This window comes from Ichthyenterobacterium magnum, from assembly GCF_003610635.1.
In the GTDB taxonomy this organism is placed as follows: domain Bacteria; phylum Bacteroidota; class Bacteroidia; order Flavobacteriales; family Flavobacteriaceae; genus Ichthyenterobacterium; species Ichthyenterobacterium magnum.
On the sequence record NZ_RAQJ01000001.1, the window covers coordinates 304,273 to 324,031 of the forward strand.

At 31.9% G+C, this 19,759-nt stretch carries 14 protein-coding genes, 1 tRNA gene and 1 pseudogene; 2 read left to right on the forward strand and 14 right to left on the reverse strand.

Annotated elements, in window-relative coordinates; translation table 11 throughout:
* The first annotated feature begins 80 nt into the window (after positions 1-80).
* Positions 81-4,091 carry an FG-GAP-like repeat-containing protein gene (locus tag BXY80_RS01515; RefSeq protein ID WP_120199457.1) on the forward strand — a complete coding sequence of 1,337 codons (4,011 nt, stop codon included), beginning with the start codon at positions 81-83 and terminating at the stop codon, positions 4,089-4,091.
* Positions 4,092-4,115: 24 nt separating this feature from the next.
* Here the strand turns inward: BXY80_RS01515 and BXY80_RS01520 are convergent.
* The 5 genes and pseudogenes from BXY80_RS01520 to BXY80_RS01540 all read right to left on the reverse strand — a co-directional run bounded on the left by BXY80_RS01520 (position 4,116) and on the right by BXY80_RS01540 (position 8,173).
* A pseudogene (locus BXY80_RS01520) lies at positions 4,116-4,574 on the reverse strand (RNA methyltransferase).
* A 216-nt stretch (positions 4,575-4,790) separates the two neighbouring features.
* A tRNA-Met gene (locus tag BXY80_RS01525) sits at positions 4,791-4,863 on the reverse strand.
* Between the two features lie 167 nt (positions 4,864-5,030).
* On the reverse strand, positions 5,031-5,936 hold the full coding sequence (locus tag BXY80_RS01530; protein WP_245977137.1) for a leucine-rich repeat domain-containing protein: 906 nt from the start codon (positions 5,934-5,936) through the stop codon (positions 5,031-5,033).
* Positions 5,937-6,077: 141 nt separating this feature from the next.
* The gene (locus tag BXY80_RS01535; protein WP_120199458.1) at positions 6,078-6,260 is read right to left on the reverse strand and encodes a CPXCG motif-containing cysteine-rich protein; all 183 of its coding nucleotides are present in this window, start codon (positions 6,258-6,260) and stop codon (positions 6,078-6,080) included.
* 2 nt (positions 6,261-6,262) lie between these two features.
* The gene (locus tag BXY80_RS01540; RefSeq protein ID WP_120199459.1) at positions 6,263-8,173 is read right to left on the reverse strand and encodes an ABC-F family ATP-binding cassette domain-containing protein; all 1,911 of its coding nucleotides are present in this window, start codon (positions 8,171-8,173) and stop codon (positions 6,263-6,265) included.
* Between the two features lie 79 nt (positions 8,174-8,252).
* On the opposite strand from BXY80_RS01540, the gene BXY80_RS01545 reads away from it, so the two are divergent.
* A complete protein-coding gene (locus tag BXY80_RS01545) occupies positions 8,253-8,630 on the forward strand; it encodes a DUF983 domain-containing protein (protein WP_120199460.1) in 378 nt (125 codons plus the stop codon).
* Here the strand turns inward: BXY80_RS01545 and BXY80_RS01550 are convergent.
* The 9 genes from BXY80_RS01550 to BXY80_RS01590 all read right to left on the reverse strand — a co-directional run bounded on the left by BXY80_RS01550 (position 8,620) and on the right by BXY80_RS01590 (position 19,622).
* A complete protein-coding gene (locus tag BXY80_RS01550; protein ID WP_120199461.1) occupies positions 8,620-9,666 on the reverse strand; it encodes an NAD(P)/FAD-dependent oxidoreductase in 1,047 nt (348 codons plus the stop codon). The two genes, BXY80_RS01545 and BXY80_RS01550, sit on opposite strands and share 11 nt — an antisense overlap.
* 95 nt (positions 9,667-9,761) lie before the next feature.
* Positions 9,762-10,661 carry a type IX secretion system ring subunit PorN/GldN gene (gene porN / locus BXY80_RS01555; protein WP_120199462.1) on the reverse strand — a complete coding sequence of 300 codons (900 nt, stop codon included), beginning with the start codon at positions 10,659-10,661 and terminating at the stop codon, positions 9,762-9,764.
* A gap of 43 nt (positions 10,662-10,704) precedes the next feature.
* The gene (porM, locus tag BXY80_RS01560; protein ID WP_120199463.1) at positions 10,705-12,267 is read right to left on the reverse strand and encodes a type IX secretion system motor protein PorM/GldM; all 1,563 of its coding nucleotides are present in this window, start codon (positions 12,265-12,267) and stop codon (positions 10,705-10,707) included.
* A gap of 49 nt (positions 12,268-12,316) precedes the next feature.
* On the reverse strand, positions 12,317-12,949 hold the full coding sequence (gene porL, locus BXY80_RS01565; RefSeq protein ID WP_120199464.1) for a type IX secretion system motor protein PorL/GldL: 633 nt from the start codon (positions 12,947-12,949) through the stop codon (positions 12,317-12,319).
* A 50-nt stretch (positions 12,950-12,999) separates the two neighbouring features.
* Entirely contained in the window at positions 13,000-14,364 is a 1,365-nt protein-coding gene (porK, locus tag BXY80_RS01570; protein ID WP_449404361.1) for a type IX secretion system lipoprotein PorK/GldK, read from the reverse strand.
* 184 nt (positions 14,365-14,548) lie between these two features.
* The gene (locus BXY80_RS01575; RefSeq protein ID WP_120199466.1) at positions 14,549-15,715 is read right to left on the reverse strand and encodes a formimidoylglutamase; all 1,167 of its coding nucleotides are present in this window, start codon (positions 15,713-15,715) and stop codon (positions 14,549-14,551) included.
* Positions 15,716-18,208, reverse strand: coding sequence for a type I DNA topoisomerase (topA, locus tag BXY80_RS01580; RefSeq protein WP_120199467.1), 2,493 nt, complete (start codon positions 18,206-18,208; stop codon positions 15,716-15,718).
* A gap of 164 nt (positions 18,209-18,372) precedes the next feature.
* On the reverse strand, positions 18,373-18,810 hold the full coding sequence (locus BXY80_RS01585; RefSeq protein ID WP_120199468.1) for a hypothetical protein: 438 nt from the start codon (positions 18,808-18,810) through the stop codon (positions 18,373-18,375).
* A 56-nt stretch (positions 18,811-18,866) separates the two neighbouring features.
* Positions 18,867-19,622: a hypothetical protein gene (locus BXY80_RS01590; RefSeq protein ID WP_120199469.1), complete on the reverse strand. Its 756-nt coding sequence runs from the start codon at positions 19,620-19,622 to the stop codon at positions 18,867-18,869.
* Positions 19,623-19,759: the final 137 nt, after the last annotated feature.

Below are 19,759 nucleotides of genomic sequence, written 5' to 3' on the forward strand. Positions count from 1 at the left end.
TATTCTACAAAAGTTATATTAAGGGTTTATACATAAAAATGTTATTTTTGAAGAATCCACATATTATAAAAAAATTAACGATGAAGTTTAGTTGCATAGTATATGTTATTATATTAATTCAAAACCCATTTGTTTTTTCTCAAAATTTTCAAAGAATAGAAGCTCAATCTGGTTTAAATTTACTAGAAAATAATACTGGAGTTGCTGTAGCAGATTATGATGGAGATAATGATTTAGACATTTTTGTTGTTGCTAAACAACGAGATGAAAGTGATGGTGATTCTATGAGTCAGTTATTTAGAAACAATAATGATGGCACTTTTACTGACGTAACAATTGAGGCTGGTTTAACGAACCTACACCCTTTTGAAGATTCTCATAGAGATGACCCTTTAAATACAGTTGTATATCAAGATTATAAATGGGGGGTTTCTTGGGGCGATTACGACAATGATGGTGACCCAGACTTATTCTTAACTAACGCATACAGGGTTATGCTTTTTAATAATTTAGGAGATGGTACATTTACAAATGTTACATCAAACTCTGGTATTAGTGATTACAATGGATGTTTTAATACAAGTGCATTATGGTTTGATTACAACAAAGATGGGCTTTTAGATATTTACATAAGTGACTATAGATCTTCTTGTGGAAGAAACACCTTATTTAAAAACAATGGTAATGGTACTTTTAGTGATGTTTCAAATCTATTTGTAAGTGATGGAGAAGGCAGCATGTTTACATTTATGAGTGTGCCAATAGATGTAAATAATGATGGTTGGCTTGATTTGTATTTAGCTAATGATTTTGGTCGTAATAACCTATATATAAATCAAAATGGAAACAGTTTTATTGAGCAATCTGAAAGCTTTGGTCTAGATGATTCACGAACTGGAATGGGTTTATCTATAGGAGACTACAATAATAATGGAAGTTTTGACATCTATTTATCTAATATTAATGCTAATGCACTCTATACAGATAATGGAAATAACTTTTTTAACAATGTTGCAAGTCAAATGAATGTTGAATCTGGAGAATGGGCTTGGAGTCCTCGTTTTGCCGATTTTGACCTCGATGGTGATGAAGACTTATTTGTTTTAAATGGATATGACAACTTTTATAACCATAATATATATTTTGAAAACTTACTTAATGAAGGTCAAAATGGTTTTTCTAATATTTCAACAGAAATAAACATTGATGAGTTTTCTTATAGTTTATCAAATGAAGCTTTTGATTATGATAACGACGGAGACTTAGAGATATTTATTACTAACAAAGAAGGCTCTGCTTTTTTTTATGATAACAAGACAATAGATTTAAGTCAGCCTGACAATCTTCATTGGTTTAAAATAGCATTACAAGGCACTCTATCTAATAGAGATGCTATTGGAACAACTGTTTCCATAACAACGAATAATGGAACATACCACAGGTATTATCATGGAGCAAGTTTATTTTCTCAAAGTCTTCAACCAATTCACTTTGGAGTAGGTGCAGATGATGAAATACTAGAACTAAAAATCACTTGGCCTTTAGGATTGGTTGAAACCTATACTAATTTAAATGTAGATGAAACTATATTAGCTATAGAAGGGCAAGGATATCAAACTCTTAATATACAACCTAGTCAAAGAGTTGTTGGGTGCACAAATCCTAATTCATGTAATTACGATGTAATGGCTGTAATTGATGATGGTTCCTGTACTTTCTTAGAATCGAGTGAAATCTCTGGAAATATTAATTCTTTTTACCTACAAGATGAAGTATATACCTATACATTATTAGATCAAAGTTCACAAGTAAATTGGGATATTATTGGAGGCGAAATCATTGAGACTTTAAGTAATAATTCTATACGTGTACAATGGGGACTTGAACAATCAGGTAAGATTATCGCATCAGAATACAATACATGTTCTAGCCAACCTGTTGAACTATTAGTAGATCTTGATGCACCAACTCCATCAGTAAATGGTATACATTCTGTAGCTCGATTATGGAACGAAGCCTTGCTAGAAGCCATAAGAGGTGATTTTGCTCGACCTACTGTACACGCAAGAAATCTTTTTCATACAAGTATAGCTATGTATGATGCTTGGGCTATTTATGACAACCGTGCTCGTACTTATTTAATTGGTAATTCAATACACAATTACAGTAATTTTTTTAATGGGTTTACTACTACCGAAACTATTGAAGATGCTAGAAAGAAGTCTATCAGTTATGCTGTTTACCGACTACTAACACATCGTTTTTCTAACTCACCTAGTTCAACAGAATCTATAGAAAGGTTTAATTTATTGATGCAAACACTAGGATATGATATCAATAACACCTCAACAGATTATTCAACAGGAGATTCTGCAGCTTTAGGAAATTTTATAGCAGAATCTATAATTAACTATGGTAATACAGATGGTTCCAGAGAGGCGAGTTCTTACGATAATAGCTATTACTCTCCAATTAATACTCCTTTAGCTCCTATACAACCTGGCAGCGGAAATATTACAAATCCAAATAGATGGCAGCCTTTAAGTTTAGATACTTTTATAGACCAAAGTGGAAATTTAATTATTGGAGAAACACCTGAGTTTCTTAGTCCAGAATGGGGTAATGTTTTACCATTTTCACTTGGTAGTGAAACAAAAACCAATTATGAAAGGTCTGGTCATAATTTCTCAGTTTACTTTGATCCAGGAAATCCTCCTTTTTTAAATTCATCTGCAGAAACAGAATCTAGTGAAGCATACAAATGGGGATTTACACTTGTTTCAATTTGGGGGTCTCATTTAGACCCAAATGATAATACAATGTGGGACATTTCACCTAGATCAATCGGAAATATTGACATTAGTCAATTTCCAAATAGTTTCACTGAGTATCCAGACTTCTATAACTTACTTGAAGGAGGAGATATTGGACAAGGTCGTTCAACAAATCCAATAACAAATGCACCATACGAACAACAAATTGTACCACGTGGAGATTACACCAGAGTATTAGCTGAATTTTGGGCAGATGGTCCCGATTCCGAAACACCACCTGGCCATTGGTTCACCTTATTAAATCATGTGAATGACCATCCGTTATTTGAAAAAAAATTGGGAGGTGAAGGTGAAATTTTAAACCCATTAGAATGGGATGTAAAAGCTTACTTTACATTAGGGGGCACCATGCATGACGCAGCAATAGCCGCATGGAGTATTAAAGGATGGTATGACTATATCAGACCTATCTCTGCAATTAGATTTATGACAGATAATGGACAAAGCACAGATGAGTCTATAGAGAATTACGATATATCAGGAATCCCATTAAGAGATGGCTATGTAGAAATAGTAGAAGATGGAGATGAGCTTGAAGGCCGAGAAGGTGAACATATTGGAAAAATAAAATTATACACTTGGAAGGGTCATGATTTCATTGGAGATTCTGATACAGATCAAGCTGGTGTAGGTTGGATTTTAGCTGAAAATTGGTGGCCTTATCAACGTCCTTCTTTTGTAACGCCTCCTTTTGCTGGATTTGTGTCTGGTCATTCTACATACTCTAGAGCTGCAGCTGAGGTTATGACACTTTTAACTGGTGACGAGTTTTTCCCAGGCGGATATGGAGAATTCATTGCTAGAAAAAATGAATTTTTAGTTTTTGAAGAAGGCCCTTCAATGGACATAAAACTGCAATGGGCAACCTATCGAGATGCTTCAGACCAATGTAGTCTATCAAGGATTTGGGGAGGCATACATCCACCTGCCGATGATATTCCTGGAAGAATTATTGGTAAAACATTAGGTATTAATAGTTACAACTATGCCGTAGAATATTTTGATGGAAAAACTCCAGAATCTATAGAGAGTAATATCTATCCAAACCCAGTGATATCAAACGAGCTATTTATTAACAATTCCCAAATTACAGACACTTTTATTTTGTTTGATATTAAGGGAAGTAATCTGCAAATAGATAACATTAAGTACAATCCCGAAACTAAGGTTACACATTTAAAATTCCCTCAAAGCATCTCAACAGGGATTTATATTCTTAGAATGAATAACGATAATACAATACTTATTTTTAAGTAATTTTTTTAGAACATTTAAGATGATTTATGACCGAGGCTTACCTAAGAGTCTATCATACATCACTATACTTCCAGCTACAGATACATTTAAACTTAATTGCGATTTAAATTTTACTAAAAAATGACTTTGCTCAATAGCTTGTTTAGACAAACCATGATCTTCAGCTCCAAGTAGATAAACGCATCGTCTTGGGTGATGAAAGGTTTCTAGACCTTCAGCTTCTTCTGTCAATTCAACACCAACTATACGTGTTCCTTTAGGTAGATTATTAAAAAAATCATCAAATGTATTATAATGAAAATATGGCATTGACTTTACTGCGTTATGCGTATCACATGCTTGTTTTGCATAACGATTACCAATGGTAAAAATAAAACTCGCTCCTAAATTTTGAGCTTATCGCCAAAGCACACCTAAGTTTTCTGGTGTTTTTCCATTTTGTATGCCTATTCTAAAAAATTCGTTTTTAAAGTTATCATTCATGGTACAAAAATAAAAAAGCCTTATGATTTCTCATAAGGCTTACTTTTTAGCGTGAACTGGATTAACTCACTTCGTTCGTTGGACCTAAAAGGAGTGCTTGTACAACAAACCAAACTTAATAAAAATTTACTTTTTTGACATTTCTATTTTAAAAAGTAAACTTTCTAAAATATCATTTACAAAAAAAGCTCCACATTTCTGTGAAGCTTTACTTAGTAGCGGGAACTGGACTCGAACCAGTGACCTTCGGGTTATGAGCCCGACGAGCTACCTACTGCTCTATCCCGCGATTTAATATCAAAAATAACTTACTTAGCTTTTAACTCTTGGCTCATAATACCAACAAAATTATTTTGGACTGCAAATATAAAACGTTTTTTTAGATTACGAAAGCTTTTAAAAAAAAACTCCCAATAAAATTATTGAGAGTTTAACTTATTAAAACTATTTAAATAACTAATCTTCTGTATCTAAAGTCACTATAGCTCCTCGGCTTGTAGTATTAACAAAATCAAATTCTACAATATTTGGTAGTTGCTCTCCTAATTTTGCTAATTCGCCTTCAAAGCTGTTGTTTCCAATTAATAATGTTTTTAGATTTGATAAGTTTGCCATATTAGTTGGCAAGCTTCCATAAAATGCATTATTAGCTAAAACCAATTCTTCTAATTGCTCTAATTCACAAATTGAAGAAGGCACTACACCTAATAAATTATTATCGAATACGCTTAAAACTTTTAAGTCTTTTAAATTTGAAATATTTGAAGGTAATCTACCTGTTAATTGGTTACTGCTTACTAATACTTCTTTTAATTTAGTAAGGTTACCTATTGTGGTAGGAATGCTTCCAGATAAATTATTATTATATAATTCTAGTTTTTCAAGATTTACTAAGTCACCAATATTACTAGGAATCTCTCCTTCAATTTTATTCATAAACAACTGTAAGGATGTTAATGCTGTTAATTGACCTAATGTTTTTGGTAATTGCCCATCAAGTTTATTAAATGAAATATTAATTGCTTTTAAAGCCGTTAAATTTCCTATTGAGTTTGGTAAGCTTCCTGAAATATCATTTCTGAAAAAATTAACTTTCTCTAATGACGTTAAATCGCCAAATGTTTCTGGCAATTGACCTTTAAGGTTATTAAACTCTAAGTTTAGTTCTACAACTTTATCATTATTAACAACTACGCCATACCAATCTGAAACTGGAGTATTTAAATCCCAAGTTGTATTCCAAGATTGTCCGTTAGTGGCATTGTATAAATCAACTAAAGCGTGTTTTTCTTTTTTAGAAACGGTACCGAAAGAGAGTAATGTTACTAAACAAAATAACATTGTAATTTTAGCAGTTTTCATAATAGTAGATTTTGTGAGGGAGCACATTTACTTTACGAAATTAATAAAACATCGTTGAATTACCAATTATTTTCGATGAACTGCACGGCTAAAATATCACAAAAATTATAATTTACTGAAAATCAGATATTTAAACAAAATTTATTGTTCAATATTTATAGCTTGAAAACTAGAAATTACACCATCTTTTATACTGATATTTAACTGAATAGGATTACAACAAACTTCACAATCTTCAATATATTTTTGATTTGATTGAGAATAATCAATTAACATTGAGACTTGCTCCCAGCAATACGGACACTGAAAAAAGTGCTCTTTCATGATTATAAATCAATATTATCTATGGTTTCTTGAACTGTCTCCCATTCTGCCATCAACATCTCTAAATCATTTTTTTTAGCTTGATATGCATCAAAAAAACTAGGGTTAGATGCAACTTCATCATAATTAGTTGCTAAACTTACATCATCATTTTTAATATCTTTTTCTAATTGATTTATTTTAGATTCGATATTACTCAATTTGTTGTTTAATGATTTTAGTTTTTTTTGGTCTTGGTATGATTGTTTATTACTAGTTTTTGGTTGCTGTTTAACAACGTCTCTTTTTTCAACTTCTCTAAGATTTTCAACATTGCGTTGGTCTAAATAATAGTCTATATCGCCTAGATACTCTTTTATTTTTTGATCTTTAAATTCGTAAACTTTATTTGTTAAACCTTGAAGAAAGTCTCTATCGTGAGACACCAAAATTAAAGTGCCTTCAAACTTTTTAAGCGCTTCTTTTAAAACATTTTTAGACTTAATATCTAAATGATTTGTTGGCTCATCCATAACCAACACATTAAGTGGTTGCAATAATAACTTAGCCAAGGCTAACCTATTACGTTCTCCACCAGATAAAACTTTTACATACTTTTCTGCTTCTTCTCCTCTAAACAAAAACGACCCGAGAATATCTCTCACTTTACTTCTGTTGGTTTCGTTGGCAGCATCAATCATAGTATCTAAAACCGTTTTGCTTCCATCAAGATATTCAGCTTGATTTTGAGCAAAATAGCCTATTTGCACATTATGACCAAGTTTTAAGTGTCCTTGATGTTTTAACTCTCCAACAATAATTTTAGCCAACGTAGATTTTCCTTGTCCGTTTTGACCAACAAAAGCTGTTTTACTATCTCTTTCTACACTTATATCTATATTGTTTAAAACTTGTAAATCTCCATAATGCTTTGAAACATTTTCGGCTTCAATAATCATTTTTCCTGGTACTATTGAAACAGGGAAGTTTAATGTCATCACACTATTATCGTCTTCATCTACTTCAATGCGATCTATTCTATCAAGTTTCTTAATTAAAGATTGTGCCATTGTAGCTTTAGAAGCTTTGGCTCTAAACTTTTCAATTAACTTTTCGGTTTGCTGAATTTGTTTAGCTTGATTTTTTTGCGATGCCAACTGCTGCTCTTTAATTTCGTTACGTAAAATTAAATATTGAGAGTATGGTTTTTTATAATCATATATACGTCCTAAAGATATTTCTATAGTTCTGTTAGTAACATTGTCTAAAAACATTTTATCATGAGACACAATAACAACTGCACCTACATAATTTTTCAGAAAGTTTTCTAACCAAATAATAGATTCGATATCTAAATGGTTAGTAGGCTCATCTAAAAGTAAAATGTCATTATTTTGAAGTAGAAGTTTTGCAAGCTCAATACGCATTCTCCAACCACCAGAAAATGTATCTGTAAGCTTATTAAAGTCTTCACGTTTAAAACCTAAACCTTGAAGAATTTTCTCTGTATCGCCTTGATAATTATAACCTCCTATAATTTCATATTGATGCTGAACCTCATTTAAATCAATCATTAATTGATTGTAACTATCACTTTCATAATCTGTTCGTTCAACTAACAACTGATTAATTTCATCTATTTTTGCCTCTAAAACTTTAATATCCTTAAAGGCTTCATAAGCTTCTTCAAGTACTGTTCTACCTAAAACAAAGTCTATATCTTGTTTTAAAAATCCGAAGCTTAAATTTTTATCTGCTGCAATTTGTCCAGAATCTGGTTCTAAGTCTTTAGACAATATTTTTAGCATGGTAGATTTACCAGCTCCGTTTTTACCTATAAGACCTATTCTGTCTCCATTACCTAATCTAAATGTAATGTCTTCGAATAAATATTCGCCTTGAAATGAAACAGAAAGATTATGAATATTAAGCATTTAATTTGAGTTATTAATAAACAAAAGTTTAATTTTGTATTTCTTTTGTAAAACGCAAAAATAAACAATCTTAAATATAATGAAAGGAACAAAGTTATATAGTATTTTAAAAGGTGTTTGCCCAAGATGTCATGAAGAGTCTATGTATGAAAACACAAATCCGTATGCTCTTAATCAAGTTCTTACAATTAAAGAAAAATGCTCTAATTGTCAAACAAAATACAGACTTGAACCTTCATTTTTTTATGGTTCTATGTATGTTAGTTATGGCGTTGGGATTGCATTTGCTGTTGCTGCGTTTATTATAAGTTACATCTTTTTGGATACAAGTATACATACAGTTTTTATATCTATTGTTGCAACTCTAGTAGTGTTTGCTCCAATAATTATGCGCTTATCAAGAAACATTTGGATAAATCTATTTATGAAATATGATAAATCTTTAACTAAGAAATAAATCGTTTTACATTTATAGCATTATCTAAAGGTAATTTATTTTCTATAAACTCATAAAGTTGTTCTGCAACATAAGGTCCAATTATAACACCTCGAGTACCCAAACCGTTTAAGACATACATGTTGCTATGTATTTCATGAGCGCCAACTAAAGGTCTTCTGTCTATAACCGTTGGTCGTATTCCTGCAACTTGGTTGACCACTTTAAAGTCGCAAGTAATTATTTTTTTAAGCTTGTTTACTAATTCATTTTTCCCTTCTTCAGTAACACTGTTCGTGGTATCTTTCCAATTATACGTTGCTCCAACCCAATACAAATCATCTTCTATTGGCACAATAAATACTGAAGCTTTTAATGTAAAATCTATATTTAAATCTGGAGCTTTAATTGTTATCAATTCTCCTTTTGCAACATTGAGAGGCAAACTTTTAAAAAATGGATTATGTCGAACACCAAAGCCTTCGGCAAAAACAATATTAGATGCTAAATAATCTTGATATTCTATTTTATCTTCTAAAACACTTAGGTTTTGGTAATTAAAAGTTTCATTAACAAACTGATTCATCTCTACTAAATAGTTTCTATAATTTTTAATGAGTGCTTTGGTATCTATACGTCCTGTTTGTAAAACTTCTCCAAATCCAAAAGGAGCATCAATATTGGCATTCACATTCTTTTTAAGCGTTGTTGATAGATAATGTTCTAATGATGGTTTATCTGCTGCAGTAAACCATTTGTTTTGCTCTTCAATAGAAGTAAAGCGTCTATAAACAGGAATTTTATAGTCTAACTTTACATTAAGCAAATCTTCTAAAGCTTTATATTTTGGTAAAGCTAAATCTAACTGTGCTTTAGCTTGCCATACTTCTGTAAATCGTTTTAGAATAACTGGATTATATAAGCCAGCAGCAACAATTGATGACTGCTGCGAATCATTGTCAAAAACTATAAAAGATTTATTATTAGCACGCAAAACTTCACTAAAGGAAATCCCAGCAAGACTAGAGCCAACTATAATGTAATCTACATTTTTCATGTTTGTAAAAATAATATTCTAAGTTGACTACACATTATGTAATAAAACAAAAAACGCTCACTAAATTAGTGAGCGTTTTTAAATTATAAGTCATATTAATACGACCACATATCTTGTTCGAAATTACGAATCTTCTCTTTAATACGGTCAGATTCTAAAAGTTGCATTAATGCATTATCTGCTACATACTCTTTAACTTCTCTATCGCCATATACGTTTTCTTCTTTATACATATACCCATTAAATCGCCTAGAATTTAACAAGTGATCAAAAGAGATTGGTATTGCGCTATTTTTGTTATTAAATGCTTTTGCCTCATGTAATATTTCTCTAGCTTCAGGAAAAAACACCCAAAATAATGCATTTGGAGTTTTGTTAGCTTCATCATTAGAATCTATAAAGTTTACATCTGGCGCTGCTGGAGCAATACCTAATAATCTGTATTTAAGTTCACCTTGACGTTTGTCAAAATACCATAACCCTTTAATTAAATAAGCACTAATATCGAAAGCTTCGATATTACGTGTTGTGATATATTCTGGATCCACATAACCATCAGCATTTAATTGATCGTAACCAATATCTAATGTATCAACTTTAGTTGTAATATCTGCCAACTCTTTTATGGTTCTTTTCTCAGTAAAATATGAATCGTTATAAACATTTTTTATTCTACCATCTTGTACTGCTTTAATCAATACATGATATAATGAACGTCTATCTTTTCCTATATTATTTGTATCAATTGGGAAATATAAAGGAAAATTAATACGTTCATCTAAAACAACTTTTTCCCAAGTCATTTTAGAGAATAAAATATCTCTATCATCAACATAGCCATATTCTAATGGTTTATCATTATCTAATGCTAATTGAGCTTCTGTTTTAACGCCTATTTCTTTAGGTGTATTGGCGTTTAAAATATTTGCCTGAGAAAACATGCTAGATGTTAAACCTACAGTTACAAGTATTGATAATAAGAATTTACAATTCATTTTTTTAATTTTTAATTTGGGTTACTCTATCTATTGGTGTTGATTAGTTAGATAACTCTATAACAATTGGCGTAGCTGGCTTAATAATTGGACCGTTACTTCTTGATTTAATATCAAAGATTTGAATTCCTGCGCCACGTTTTGCTTTACGTAATGCAGCTTTTGCAGCTCCATTAAGTCTATTACCAGAACACGTTACAGATGGTTGACCAGGTACTTTAATTTTAAATCCTGTTACCGTTAATGGTAAATCAAAATCAAAGTCTTCTAATACTGCTTGAATTTTTCCTATCTCTACGTTGTTTCTTGGTAATTTAGCAGAACTTTTTCCTGCAATCATACCAGTTGGTTTTGGTATATCTTTAATTCTAAATACAGCTTTATCACTAACTTTAGAACCATCGTCTAAGGTAGCCGTAACATTAATAGTTACTTCTCTACCAGAAGTAGGCACCATGTTATATTTACCCATTCCAGAACCTTTTTTTAATCCAGCACCTGAAGCAGATACTTTATTATCTGGTACACCAGCAAATGATATTGTCATTGGGTTTGTAACACCACGATATACAACATTCATTTTATCTGCTGATATAGTTGCAGAATTTGGTCTAGGGACAACAACATAATTTCCTTTAATTGGAATATCTAATGGTTTTCCATCTTCTAAAAACGTGAATTTTCCATCAATTTCATGCTCACCTACACTACCAACATTAAAGTCAAGACGTGCAGCTCCTGTAGAATCTATTGCTTTTTCTAAATCTACAGAAGATCCAGAAATACTTAATCCTGTTGGTGTTACATTAGCATATTTACCTAACACAACTTTACCTTGAAATTTTTCTCCTGCAAAAAATGCAGACTTATCGGCAATTACAATCGCTGTATAGTTTTTAAGTGAAACAGCTTCATCTAACGTGTTTCCTAAAAACACATTAAACATGTTAGCTTCAGTTACCTTAACATCATTTTGCATTGCTGTTAACTTTGTATAAGAAGCAATTGCTGGGAAACCTTTAAAGTGGTAATCTAACCAATCTACAGATTTTCCGTCTTTATTTTTCACTTTAGCTGTACTAAATCTCTTTTCAAAATTCTCAATAGCCTTTGTATACTTAACATCGTCACCAATAATTTCTTTTACTTTACTTTTATAGCCTTCTATTTTAGCCATGACTTCATCACCTTTTTTAGTGAGTCTATCTCCTGTAAACCATTTTTCGTCTAGGATATCTGTTTTATCCATTGCTTCAAAAGGAAGCTTTCCTGTTTCAGAATCAATAGAGTATTTTCCATCTTTTAAAAGACCTACTTTTAAAGTTTCTAGATACTTGTAAAAATCGTCTGAAGCTGTGCTTATTTGTTTTGCTTTGTTTGCTGCTGTAGCAAATTCTGCTGGTTTTTCTTCAGCTTTTGTTTCTAAGTTAGCAAGCAACTTAGTGTTCATGTCTGTAGTTACTACGTTAGCGTCTGAAAACTTTGCTTCCATTAAACCGAAAGCTGAAAGTACTTCTTTAGACATATTCATTGCCATCATAGCAATAAATACTAAGTACATTAAGTTAATCATTTTCTGCCTTGCAGATAATTTTCCTCCTGCCATTTCTAATTAGTTTTTAGTGGTTAATTATTATTATAGTTAAAAAAACTAATTAGTTTTTATTCATTGCAGAAAGCATTCCTCCATATACACCGTTTAAAGATGATAGGTTAGATGCTAATGATTGCATTTGTTCTTTTAATTTTGTTGCGTTTTCAACAGCTTCTTCATTAATTGTAGCTTGACGATTAGCACTTTCCATTTGTACTTTATAAAGACTATTTAAAGACTCCATTTGAGCAGCAGCTAAAGACATCTCTTCACTGTACTTCTTTTGAGCAGCCATAGAATCTACCGTTGGACTTATACCTTTAGCAGCACCTTCAAAGTTCTTAATACTATCTCCAAGGCTAGCCATAAGTTCTCCATCAATTTTTGCTTCTTTTAATAAATTATCTAATTTTTTAGATAACATGCCTTCTGCATCTTTAGGTTCTTCTTTTTTCTTCTTATTTGAAGTCATACCTCCAGCTAATTCAGGATATACCAAAGACCAATCAAGCTCTGCTCCTTGTCTTTCGAAAGCTGAATATGTAAATACTAATGCTTCAACAATCATACCTACAGTTAAGATTTCAGAACCAAAAGGCCAGTGCTGAATTTTAAATAAGGCTCCAACAATTACGATTGCTGCTCCTAATCCGTAGATCATATTAGTCAAGGTTATTTTTCCATTTTGTGCCATAATAGTTTTTTTAGTTAAGTTAAATATTTAGTTTGATTAGTTGTTGTTAATTAGTTTGTTGCTGCGTTTTTAGTCACCTCAGTTCCCATGTAATCTTGTACTGTTCTGAAACCAATATAACTTCTAGCAGAATCTGCATATTCGTAATCTCTAGAGCTTACTTGTAAGAAATATGCAACATCTTTCCATGAACCTCCACGAACAACTTTACGTTCGTTTTCAGGGTCATTTACACTTGGATTAAATGATGCAGCATACTCATAAGAACCTGGATCGTATGACCCTTGAACCCATTCTGACACATTCCCTGCCATATTATACAATCCAAAATCATTTGGCTCATAAGAATCGGCCTCTACAGTATATAAGGCTTGATCGGCAGCGTAATCACCTCTTAAAGGTTTAAAGTTTGCCATAAAGCAACCTCTATCATTTTTAGCATAAGGTCCACCCCAAGGATACGTTGCTCCTTGTAAACCACCTCTTGCAGCATATTCCCATTCTGCTTCAGATGGCAATCTAAAAGCATTTACGTGTTGTTTACCTTTACTTTTTTGGTATGAATTTTTCTTTAAACTTCTCCACTGACAAAACGCATTAGCTTGTTCCCAAGACACTCCAACTACTGGATACTCTCCATAAGCATCATGCCAGAAATAATCATTATGCATTGGCTCATTATATGAATATGAGAAATCTCTAATCCAAGCCGTTGTATCTGGATAAACAGCAACTTCTTCGGTTATGATTGCATCTTTTCTACTTACATTCCTGTCTTTGGCTGCTTTTTGAATGTCCATATACTTATACTGGAATTTGAATTTTGTTACATCCCATGTACGCTGACCGTTATATGATTCTTCAATAGGCAAATACATAGAATCCATAACCTCTGCATAATATTCATCAGGATATTCTGAAGTGTCAAAAATTAACTCAGGCTCATTATTTAATTTTCTACCTTCAAAACCAGTTGGTCCCAAACCGCTATAATTATCGTACATATACTTTTCGTACACGGTCATTTCTTCTTCGTTGGCATCTTTGAATGCATACTCACCAATACCTCCATTACCAGGAGTTTCTCCTACTTCATCAGCTAAAATAGCGAGTTTAGTTCTAAGTATTGAGTCTCTAACCCAATATACAAACTGTCTATATTCGCTATTAGTAATTTCGGTCTCATCCATATAAAATGCTCTAACTGTTACTGTTTTTGTTGGAGCATCTTTAACTCCAGCTAAATCATCATCAGATTTACCCATAATAAATGCACCTCCAGGAACAAGTACCATTCCATAAGGCTTTTCTGGGTGCCATTTTTTTCCTTTAACTCCTACCAATTCTCCTCTGTCTCCAGAGCCACAACTGACTAATAGGGCTAAAACTGCGGTTAATAAAACAAACTTCTTAATATTCATAGAAACTCGAGGTTAAATTATTTTTAGTTGTAATTAGTTGCCTTTATTTTTTTAAGGCAGTAAACATATTTATATATTTTGAGAAAACCAATTTTTTTTTAAGTTATTTTACACTTAATCCCAAAAAAATTACATTTCATCGATAATAATTGTGTTAAATTTTTAATGCATAAATATACTAAAAACTGTTCTTTTTATACGCTTTATACCATCTTTCTGGTATTTTACCGTGACTAGCCTCTACATAATCCTCATGCATGCAAGGTAATAACGTATGCTTTTTTAATTTATTATTAACATTTGGCAAAAAAGGTATCTCAATCCACCAACGTCCTGTTTTTATACTTTTATAAAATATCAATTCTTCATTTTCGATAAGGACATTATACTTTTGGTAATTAATATCATCTTTAAAATCATCATCTTTTACTCTACAATTAACACCTTCTATAAAGTACCATATAATTTGCCCTATTAGCATTGCTGTTGCTTCGTCATCATATAATGGCTTATATTCATAAATACCGAAAGATGACACTTTATTGCTTATACCTGCATATCTAGAAATTGTACAAATCTCTTTACCATCAAAACCATTAGGTGAATATTTTTGTTTCTCTCCTACTTCTGATGCTTTAACACATTTTAAATCTAGAGTTACTATATGTGCATCTCGCATTACTGGTTCTACTAAACTAATAGTATTATTAACTTCCCCTAAGCGATAAGCTTCGAAGTATAGTTTTTCCATCAAATCTATTTCTTCTTGCGAATTAAAATAAGTTTGATAACCTATAGTTGAATAATTGAATAGATTAAAAGGTTCTTCTAAAATTATCTTACCTAGATAACTATTGTTCTTCATATCTATTGAAGAATCACCCAAATCAAAATTACTATCTACATTAACAATATTTACCATTGGCGCATTAGAATCGTACGCTCTATAATTTGCATAGGTTAAATCTTGACTTCCGCCTAGTATAATAGGAATTATCTGTTTTTCTATTAATACTGAAAGTGTAGTGCGTAATGCATAATAGGTGTCTTCTACTGAATCACCCTGAAGTATATCTCCTAAATCTGCTATTTGCGTAAACCAATTTCCAGGAAACAATGCATAAAGTGATTTTCTTAAGGTATCAAACTGAAGTTCTTCTCCTATATAGTTTACATCGTTTCTGTTTTCAAGAACACCTATAATGGCAATCTTTACACCATCTAAATCTGGGATACCATTTTGTTTGGAGTGAATTTTTAATTTTCGTCCGAGAGCCTGTTCAGATAAAAGCTCGTTATGTGCTAATACTGAATCTGAAACAGGAGACAAAACATTAAAATTCATTTACTTTTTCTTTTTTGCAGTTGTTTTTTTCTTTCTCGTTTTTTTCTTCGGCGCATTTTTCTCAATCAGCACTTTTACATCTTCGAGTGTAAATTTAGAAACATCTACGGTTTTTGCAAGCTCAATTTTAGTTTTTCCTTTAATAATATTATGTCTTCCCCAACGTGCTTTTTCAATCTTGATACCTTCTTCTTCCCAATGATGAATAACTTTATCTATTTCCTTTTGAATTTTTTCTTCAATTAAAGTCACAATATCATTATCAGACAAGTTATCCCAATCGTATTTTTTGTTCACATTGATAAACATATTATTCCATTTAATAAATGGTCCAAAACGTCCTTTCCCTTTTTGAACAGGCAGCTCTTTATACATATATATTGGGGCGTCTGCTTTTTCTTTTTCTTTTATTAATTCTATCGCAAAATCTAACTCGACATCCATTGGGTTTGTACCTGCTGGTAGTGATACAAACTTTTTACCAAACTTCACGTATGGCCCAAAACGCCCATTATTAACCTCTATATCTTCACTTTGGTAAACGCCTAATCGCTTTGGAAGTTTAAACAACTCCATTGCCTCCTCGTAAGTAATTGTAGTTAACTGTTGATCTTGAGACAGGCTAGCAAACTGAGGTTTCTCCTCATCATCAACAGTACCAATTTGTACCATAGGTCCAAACTTACCTAAACGAACACTTACTTGCTTTCCTGTTTTAGGATCTACGCCTAAAATACGCTCACCAGATTCTCTGTCTGCATTGGCTTGAACATCTTCAACTATAGGATGAAAGTCTTTATAGAAATCTTTCATCATTTTTTTCCAATCTTCATTTCCTTCAGCTATTTCATCAAAATCTGCTTCAACTTTAGCCGTGAAATTATAATCTAAAATACTTCCGAAATGATTAACTAAAAAGTCGGTAACAATCATTCCTATATCTGTAGGAACCAATTTACCTTTATCTGAACCTACTTTTTCTGAAAGTAGATTGTCTTTAACTTGACCTTGCTCTAATACTAATTGCGAATATTTTCGCTCTACACCTTCAACTGTTCCTTTTTCAACGTAGTTTCTATTTTGAATTGTAGAAATTGTAGGCGCATATGTAGATGGTCTTCCTATACCAAGCTCTTCTAGTTTTTTTACAAGTGAAGCTTCAGTAAATCGTGCTGGTGGTCTTGTATAACGTTCTGTAGCTGTTATGTATTTATTAAGAAGTGCTTCATCAACTCTTAATGCTGGCAACATACCTTCTTGCTCTGCATCCTCATCATCTGTACCTTCTAAATATACTTTTAAAAACCCCTCAAAAGTAATAACCTCACCATTGGCTGTAAACATACTGGTATGGGTTGATGCACTAATTTTAACATTAGTCCGTTCTAAAAGTGCTTCACTCATTTGAGATGCAATAGCGCGTTTCCAAATTAAATCGTACAATCTAGCTTGATCGCGCTCTACTGCAACAGAATGTCTAGAAAAATCTGTCGGCCTGATAGCCTCATGCGCTTCTTGGGCGCCTTTAGATTTTCCTTTATAATTTCTTGGTTTACTATATTGAGAACCATATGCACTCTCTATTTCAGCTTGTGCTCCTTTACGAGCTTCGTCAGATAGATTTACACTATCTGTTCTCATATATGTAATTAAACCTGCTTCGTATAAACGTTGCGCATTACTCATTGTTCTACTTACAGAATAACCTAATTTTCTTGAGGCTTCTTGCTGTAATGTAGATGTAGTAAATGGTGCAGCTGGTGATTTTTTTGCTGGTTTCTTTTCTAAATTGGCAACTTTAAAATCTGCTGAAGCATTTTGCTCTAAAAAGTCAAGTGCCTCTTCTTTACTCGAAAAATTCTTTGGCAGTTTCGCTTTAAAAAGCTTGCCAGCTTCATTAGAGAATTCTGCATCAATTCTGTAAGATGCTTGCGGCTGAAAACCTTGAATATCTCTTTCGCGCTCAACTATTAAACGTACTGAAACAGATTGTACGCGTCCTGCAGACAAGCCACCTTTTACTTTACGCCAAAGTACTGGCGACAACTCATAACCAACTATACGATCTAAAACGCGTCGCGCTTGTTGCGCATCAACCAAATCATAATCAATCCCTCTTGGGTTCTCTATAGCTTTTTGAATTGCTGCTTTTGTTATTTCATGAAAAACAATTCGTTTTGTTTTTTCTTTATCAAGTTTTAAAGTCTCTGCTAAATGCCAAGCTATTGCTTCTCCTTCTCGATCCTCATCACTTGCTAACCAAACCATATCGGCTTTTTTCGCTAGATCTTTCAGTTTTTTTACAACGTCCTTTTTATCTTTTGAAACTTGATATTTTGGATCAAAATTTCCTTCTACATCTACTCCTAATTCTTTTGACGGTAAGTCAGATATATGACCAAAACTGGATTCGACCTTAAAGTCTTTTCCTAAAAACTTTTCTATAGTTTTGGCTTTTGCTGGCGACTCAACGATGACTAAATTCTTCGGCATTTTTGATTTTTTAAGGCTACAAATGTATATGAAAAAAAAGATATCATCCTAATTTTTAAAATTTTCAATTGCATTTAATCCAAAAATAAATTCTTTTCGTCTAGAAAATTGACATAAAAAAAGCCTGAAATATTTCAGGCTCAAATTATATTTTGCATCTATTATTAATAAGTATATGTTAATGCTGACTCTAAACCATCTATATTTAAAACAACTTGATTACTTCCTTCTACTCTAATGCTTGTTAAATCAAATGAAACGGTTTGTTGAAACACAGCCAAACAAACTTCGTTATTTATTAATTGTAGTTTTAAACTACGCTGTTCTGGAGACGACTCGGCAACCAAACTAGAATCGACTAAATTAAAAACCCAACTATTACCATCACAACCAGAACTACTTATTTCAGCATTTAAACAATCATCTATTATCTCAACATTGACAAACGTAAAGAATGCTGTTTCTAGATTGTTATATACATCTTCGTCAATTATAACTTCTAAACCACATGTTTCGACAAAAATATCATCGTCATCACATTGGGTATTCATTAAACATAACATTACAACTAAAACAAATACTAACTGCTTATAAAACTTCATTTTAATAAAGGTGTTTTTTAGTAGATGCAAAATTCTAAAATTGGTTGCGTTGAACTTTACAAGTTTTCAATTTGGTTTATTTCTTTATTATCAAACCCAACAACTTCTTTATATATAAAATACACTGGTATTGCCACAAATGAAGCTGTTGCAAGTATACCAATACCACACATTAATAGCCCAACAATTTCTGCTAAAAATGCAGCAACAAAAGTAAGCCCAAACGTGATGAACCATTTCTTATTTCCTAATTCAAAACTAACTTTAATTAAATTTGAAGTTGTTAAATCTGGATTAAAAGCATAAACAACAACTAACAAATTTAAAGGCACCATTACGTATATAACAGGAAAAAAGCACAATAGCGTAGCCAAAATCATTATTCCAACATAAGCTAAAGATACTTTTATGGTTTTTCGTAAATATGGTTTCTTTAAAAAGTAGAGATAATCTTCTTTAGTTATTGTATTAAAATCTTTTTGAGCAAAAATTCTAAACAGAGCTGCTTTTAAAGCAAAGCTAATAACCAATATTGCTAGCATCAATATTATATATCCTATAACTAAGCTTAAAGCCAAAAATGGCATAAATGCATCTACTGATCCAGGATTTGTTGTATCAAAAACACTAAACACAACTAAAGGCACATAAAATATCATTATTATTGGTATTGCAAATGCTAACGCAATTAAAAGCATTAAAAGTCCTTGAAGCCAGACTTTTTTAAACAATTCTATACTTTGATTTAAAATTGTACCAAAATCTAATTCTCTAGCATTTTGTATTTTATATTGTATTTCTGAAAAAAGCATAAGTTTTGTTCATTTATTGAATACCAAAGAAAACCTATTTATATCATATAATCAAACAAGAATTAATACTGCCACTTTGTCATAATACTTAAAATAATCGTAACTTTGCACGCTTATTGACTGATTTTAAACTTTCA

Bases quoted from the DNA above. Each gene is read 5' to 3' on its own strand.
- BXY80_RS01515 (WP_120199457.1), top strand. From the start codon at position 81: ATGAAGTTTAGTTGCATAGTATATGTTATTATATTAATTCAAAACCCA.
- BXY80_RS01585 (WP_120199468.1), bottom strand. From the start codon at position 18,810: ATGAAGTTTTATAAGCAGTTAGTATTTGTTTTAGTTGTAATGTTATGT.
- BXY80_RS01540 (WP_120199459.1), bottom strand. From the start codon at position 8,173: ATGCTTAATATTCATAATCTTTCTGTTTCATTTCAAGGCGAATATTTA.
- BXY80_RS01535 (WP_120199458.1), bottom strand. From the start codon at position 6,260: ATGAAAGAGCACTTTTTTCAGTGTCCGTATTGCTGGGAGCAAGTCTCA.
- BXY80_RS01550 (WP_120199461.1), bottom strand. From the start codon at position 9,666: ATGAAAAATGTAGATTACATTATAGTTGGCTCTAGTCTTGCTGGGATT.
- porM (WP_120199463.1), bottom strand. From the start codon at position 12,267: ATGGCAGGAGGAAAATTATCTGCAAGGCAGAAAATGATTAACTTAATG.
- BXY80_RS01545 (WP_120199460.1), top strand. From the start codon at position 8,253: ATGAAAGGAACAAAGTTATATAGTATTTTAAAAGGTGTTTGCCCAAGA.
- porL (WP_120199464.1), bottom strand. From the start codon at position 12,949: ATGGCACAAAATGGAAAAATAACCTTGACTAATATGATCTACGGATTA.
- BXY80_RS01530 (WP_245977137.1), bottom strand. From the start codon at position 5,936: ATGAAAACTGCTAAAATTACAATGTTATTTTGTTTAGTAACATTACTC.
- topA (WP_120199467.1), bottom strand. From the start codon at position 18,208: ATGCCGAAGAATTTAGTCATCGTTGAGTCGCCAGCAAAAGCCAAAACT.
- BXY80_RS01575 (WP_120199466.1), bottom strand. From the start codon at position 15,715: ATGAATTTTAATGTTTTGTCTCCTGTTTCAGATTCAGTATTAGCACAT.
- porN (WP_120199462.1), bottom strand. From the start codon at position 10,661: ATGAATTGTAAATTCTTATTATCAATACTTGTAACTGTAGGTTTAACA.
- BXY80_RS01590 (WP_120199469.1), bottom strand. From the start codon at position 19,622: ATGCTTTTTTCAGAAATACAATATAAAATACAAAATGCTAGAGAATTA.